The 5,065-nt window shown below is 65.9% G+C and carries 4 protein-coding genes; 3 read left to right on the top strand and 1 reads right to left on the bottom strand.

Annotated elements, in window-relative coordinates; all coding sequences use genetic code 11:
* Positions 1 to 380: 380 nt before the first annotated feature.
* On the top strand, positions 381 to 710 hold the full coding sequence (locus tag HCC78_RS31415; protein ID WP_172332651.1) for a transposase: 330 nt from the start codon (positions 381 to 383) through the stop codon (positions 708 to 710).
* A 147-nt stretch (positions 711 to 857) separates the two neighbouring features.
* Here the strand turns inward: HCC78_RS31415 and uvrB are convergent, their stop codons facing one another.
* Entirely contained in the window at positions 858 to 3,053 is a 2,196-nt protein-coding gene (uvrB, locus tag HCC78_RS31420) for an excinuclease ABC subunit UvrB (RefSeq protein ID WP_172332652.1), read from the bottom strand.
* A gap of 455 nt (positions 3,054 to 3,508) precedes the next feature.
* On the opposite strand from uvrB, the gene HCC78_RS31425 reads away from it, so the two are divergent.
* Together HCC78_RS31425 and HCC78_RS31430 are read left to right on the top strand one after the other, a co-directional pair.
* Positions 3,509 to 3,820, top strand: coding sequence for an ETC complex I subunit (locus HCC78_RS31425; RefSeq protein ID WP_172332653.1), 312 nt, complete (start codon positions 3,509 to 3,511; stop codon positions 3,818 to 3,820).
* A gap of 267 nt (positions 3,821 to 4,087) precedes the next feature.
* On the top strand, positions 4,088 to 4,786 hold the full coding sequence (locus HCC78_RS31430; protein WP_172332654.1) for an alpha/beta family hydrolase: 699 nt from the start codon (positions 4,088 to 4,090) through the stop codon (positions 4,784 to 4,786).
* Positions 4,787 to 5,065 lie beyond the last annotated feature (279 nt).

Consider the following 5,065-nt stretch of genomic DNA (forward strand, 5'->3'; position numbering starts at 1 on the left):
GATGGCACGGGGCGGAGACGGGACGGACGGAACACCCGGTCCGGTGCGGCTCAGACCGCGGGCCGTTGACCGGGACCCGTCCCCCAGCGGACTTCGCCAGGGCGCGCGGCCCCTGATGCCGCAGATCAGGCGCGCCCGGGGCGGCGTTCGGACCGGTGGCACTTGCCCCTCGCTGCATGGCCGCAACCAACCGGAGTGCCGAACCCAGGCAAGGCTCCTGCCGAGGGGCCGTCCATGCATGGTCCGGGCGTGGCGCCGAATGCTGATCCGCGCCCGTCAGCAGGCAGCGGGCGCAGAAAGGGGGACTCAGAAGGAAGGTTTCGACCGTTCTCGCTTGTCCAGCGGAGTGTTTTCCCGCCGGACAAGCGAGAACGGTCGATGTGGACGGGTTCGACCTGGTTTTGACGGAGGAGCTGCCGGAGCCCGCATGCTTCCTTGCCGACAAGGGCTATGGTATCTGCAAGGTACGGGAAAAGCCGGAAGATCGCTGTATCGTGGCGGTCCTTCCGATGCGGCGCAACCGCAAGGAATGGCGCGCCGTCGACAGAGACTTCTGCCTCTGGCGCAAGTTGGCCGAGCGTTGCTATTCGAAGCTCACGCAGTTCCGACGTGTGGCAACGCGCTATGACAAGACCGCGTTGAGTCTCCTCGGTTTCATCGACATCGACATCGCATCCGTCCGCATCCGGTTCCGCATTATGGCAACATGACCCTGGATGATCGCCCATTCGTCATGCCGGCGGAGTGACCGGACCTGAAGGCGGGGACCCCGAACGCTGCCGAAAGACGGAAATGCCGCCAAAGGCGCGCGACCTTAGGGGTGCGTTCGACGGCGATTCAGCTGGCTCGCTAGCGGCTCAGCGCTTCTTCCTGCGCTTCACGTTGCCGCCGCGCTGTCCCGGCCGTCCCGCTGTCGAACGCCCGGACGCCTTGGCAGAGGCCTCCACGGCCTCTTCCACTGCAGATTGCCGGGCCAGCGGGTCGTCGTGGATCGCCAGATCCACCGCCTCCAGCCGCTTGATTTCGTCCCTGAGCCGCGCGGCCTCCTCGAATTCCAGGTTCTCCGCCGCCTTCCGCATCTGGTCGCGCAGCCCGTCGAGATGCGCGGCCAGGTTCGCGCCCATCATCGGCTTGTCGACCGTCGCCGTCACGCGGTTCATGTCGGTGTCGCCCTGGTAGAGCCCGGCCAGAACGTCTTCGACATTCTTGCGCACCGTCTCCGGCGTGATGCCGTGTTCCTCGTTATAGGCGACCTGCTTCTCGCGGCGGCGGTTGGTCTCGCGCAGCGCGCGCTCCATCGAGCCGGTGATCCTGTCGGCATACATGATCACCCGCCCGTCGGCATTCCGCGCCGCCCGGCCGATGGTCTGGATCAGCGAGGTTTCCGAGCGCAGGAAGCCCTCCTTGTCGGCATCGAGAATGGCCACCAGCCCGCATTCCGGGATGTCGAGCCCCTCGCGCAGCAGGTTGATGCCGACCAGCACGTCGAAGGCGCCGAGGCGCAGGTCGCGCAGGATCTCGATCCGCTCGATCGTGTCGATGTCCGAATGCATGTAGCGCACGCGGATGCCCTGTTCATGCAGGTATTCGGTCAGATCCTCGGCCATGCGCTTGGTCAGAACGGTGGCGAGCGTCCGCATGCCCTTGGCCGCGACTTTCCGGATTTCGTCCAGAAGGTCGTCGACCTGCATCTCGACGGGGCGGATTTCCACCGGCGGATCGAGAAGCCCGGTCGGGCGGATCACCTGTTCGGTGAAGACGCCGCCCGCCTGTTCCAGCTCCCAAGCCGCGGGCGTCGCCGAGACGAAGACCGATTGCGGCCGCATCGCGTCCCATTCCTCGAATTTGAGGGGGCGGTTGTCCATGCAGGAGGGCAGGCGGAAGCCGTGCTCCGCCAAGGTGAATTTCCGCCGGTAGTCGCCCCGGTACATGCCGCCGATTTGCGGCACCGAGACGTGGCTCTCGTCGGCGAAGACGATCGCGTTGTCGGGGATGAACTCGAAGAGCGTGGGCGGCGGCTCGCCCGGGGCGCGGCCCGTCAGGTAGCGCGAATAGTTCTCGATGCCGTTGCAGACCCCGGTTGCCTCCAGCATCTCGATGTCGAAATTGGTGCGCTGCTCCAGCCGCTGCGCCTCCAGCAGCTTGCCTTCGCCGACCAGCTGGTCGAGCCGCTGGCGCAGCTCCGCCTTGATGCGGATCACCGCCTGCTGCATCGTCGGGCGCGGCGTGACGTAGTGGGAATTTGCGTAGATGCGGATCTTGTCGAAGCTCTGCGCCTTCTCGCCGGTCAGCGGATCGAATTCGGTGATCGCCTCCAGCTCCTCGCCGAAGAAGCTGAAGCGCCAGGCGCGGTCTTCGAGGTGGGCGGGCCAGACCTCCAGCACGTCGCCGCGGACGCGGAAGCTGCCGCGCGCGAAGCCCTGGTCGTTGCGGCGGTACTGCTGCGCCACCAGATCGGCCATCACCTTGCGCTGGTCGTATTCGTTGCCGGCGATCAGGTCCTGGGACATGGCGGAATAGGTCTCGACCGAGCCGATGCCGTAGATGCAGCTGACCGAGGCGACGATGATCACGTCGTCGCGTTCCAGCAGCGCCCGGGTGGCCGAATGGCGCATCCGGTCGATCTGCTCGTTGATCTGCGATTCCTTCTCGATATAGGTGTCCGAGCGCGGGACATAGGCCTCTGGCTGGTAGTAGTCGTAGTAGCTGACGAAATATTCCACTGCGTTGTCGGGGAAGAAGCCCTTGAACTCGCCGTAGAGCTGCGCCGCCAGCGTCTTGTTGTGGGCGAGGATGATCGCCGGGCGCTGGGTCTCCTCGATCACCTTGGCCATGGTGTAGGTCTTGCCGGTGCCGGTCGCGCCCAGCAGCACCTGATTCCGTTCGCCGTCGCGGACGCCCTGGGCCAGCTCGGCAATTGCAGTCGGCTGGTCGCCGGCCGGCTTGAACTCGGTCTTCATCACGAAGCGCCTGCCGCCTTCCAGCTTCTCGCGGCTGCCCGCGGGCATCGGGGCATGCAGGACGGGCAGGTGGTCGGGGGCGTTGTTGTGCATCGGGCAATCCTCGGCGAGTCCCGCCATTATGTGAAGCCGCGGCCCCGCGGGATCAAGGCGGGGCGCCGATGCTGCTGACAGCAGGTGGCGAGGTAGGGCCGGAGGGGTGCGCATTATGGCGATTTCGGGGCCGATCGCCCCGAAATAGACACATTCGCAACCATAGCGGGAAAAGATTCTTGGAAAAACGCCCGACCAAAGGTAAACTGATTGTGCAAGCAGCAGCAATGGATGTCGGCCATGACCGGCAACCCGCCCACCCCTCGCTCCCTATCGGTTGAGTCGGCATCCATTCTGCCTTTCTTCCGCGCCATTTTCCCGCTTCCGTCCGATCTGCGCCGTCCGGCCTTGCCGGGGTCTTAACCTGACCTGTGGCAAGGCGCTCCGCGGGCGGGTTCGCCGTTGCCGAGGCGGCCGCAGCGCCCTATAGATCCTGAGACTTGGCGGAGGACATGATGCGCGCACGAATCTACCAGCCTGCGAAAACCGCGATGCAGTCGGGCCTGGCGAAGACCAGGACCTGGATCCTGGAATTTCCGTCCGCGTCGGCCCGCGAGGTCGATCCGCTGATGGGCTGGACCTCGTCCTCGGACACGCAGGCGCAGGTGCGGATGAGCTTCGACAGCAAGGAAGCGGCGCTGGCCTATGCCGAGGCAAAGGGTCTCGACGTGCAGGTGAGCGATCCGCACAAGCGCAAGCCGAACATCCGCCCCCGCGGCTACGGCGAAAACTTCGCCACCGACCGGCGCGGTGCGTGGACCCATTGAACCTGTAAATCGGGGCAAAGTTGTCTCGAAATCGGGGCAAAGATTTCGCGGTGCTCGGGTGCGATCTACATGTGGGTTTCGGAGGGTAGATTGCCCTACATATTGAACTGGTGCTCGCAGGCGTAGGTCCGCGGCAAGCTGCGGCGAAATCGGTCGCGAACGGGATGAAGCCGCATGGTTTTGGCCCGTCCCAAACGGTCCGGATTAGTGCCCGGGACACGTCTCTTCGGCATTGCAAGGCCACCTTTCCTGCCAGGAGCAGCCCTGATGACCGAATTCCGCTTCGACGGCGACCTTCCCGGCCGGACCACGGTCCTGCTCGCGCATGGTGCGGGGGCCGGGATGGACACGCCCTTCATGACTGCCATCGCCGAAGGCCTGGCGGCGCGGGGATTGCGCGTGGCCAGGTTCGAATTCGCCTACATGGCGGCCCGCCGGACAGGCGGCAGCAAGCGCCCGCCGCCGAAGGTCGAGGCCCTGGAGGAGGAATACCGGGCTGCGGTCGCGGACCTCGCCTGCGACGGTCCTCTGGTCATCGGCGGCAAGTCGATGGGCGGCCGGGTCGCCAGCCTCATGGCGGATGAGCTCTGGGCCGCGGGCCGCATCGCCGGGCTCCTCTGCCTCGGCTATCCGTTCCACCCGCGGGGCAAGCCCGGCAGCCTCAGGACTGCGCATCTGGAACGGCTCCGCACGCCGGCGCTGGTCTGCCAGGGCACGCGCGATCCGCTCGGTTCCCGCGAGGAGGTCGAGGGCTACGGACTGCCGGACGGGATCGCCCTGGCGTGGCTGGAGGATGGCTACCATGATCTCGCGCCGCGGCGGCGGATGACGGCCCTGTCCCAGGAGGATCACCTGCATTCCGCTTGCGACGCGGTGGCAGGGTGGCTGCAGGACATGGCCCGGCCCGGGCACGGAGGGCCAGGCATTTCCTCAACATGCCGCCAGAACGGGACAGGCAACGGCTAGCAGCGGACGGACGCGGCCGTTTTTGCCGCGTTGGTTAAATTCAGGCCTGCCGATCGCGGTCCAGTCATTCACGACCTCTCCGCCGAAAGACGGTTCAGCGCAGTTTTCAGCCGGTGGCAAACCGGTCCAGCCAACCCCAAGGTCGAGCGGTCGCTCCCCAGTCCGGTCATTCAGAATCCGGCTCCGCTGAGCTTGCCCCCGGATGCCGGACTGGGCCGATATTCACTATGCGGCCATCTTGGCGGCCATGTCGATCCTTGCCTGCTCCGGCGTGCGATA

The sequence above is a fragment of the Mangrovicoccus sp. HB161399 genome, assembly GCF_013184745.1.
Classification (GTDB): domain Bacteria; phylum Pseudomonadota; class Alphaproteobacteria; order Rhodobacterales; family Rhodobacteraceae; genus Mangrovicoccus.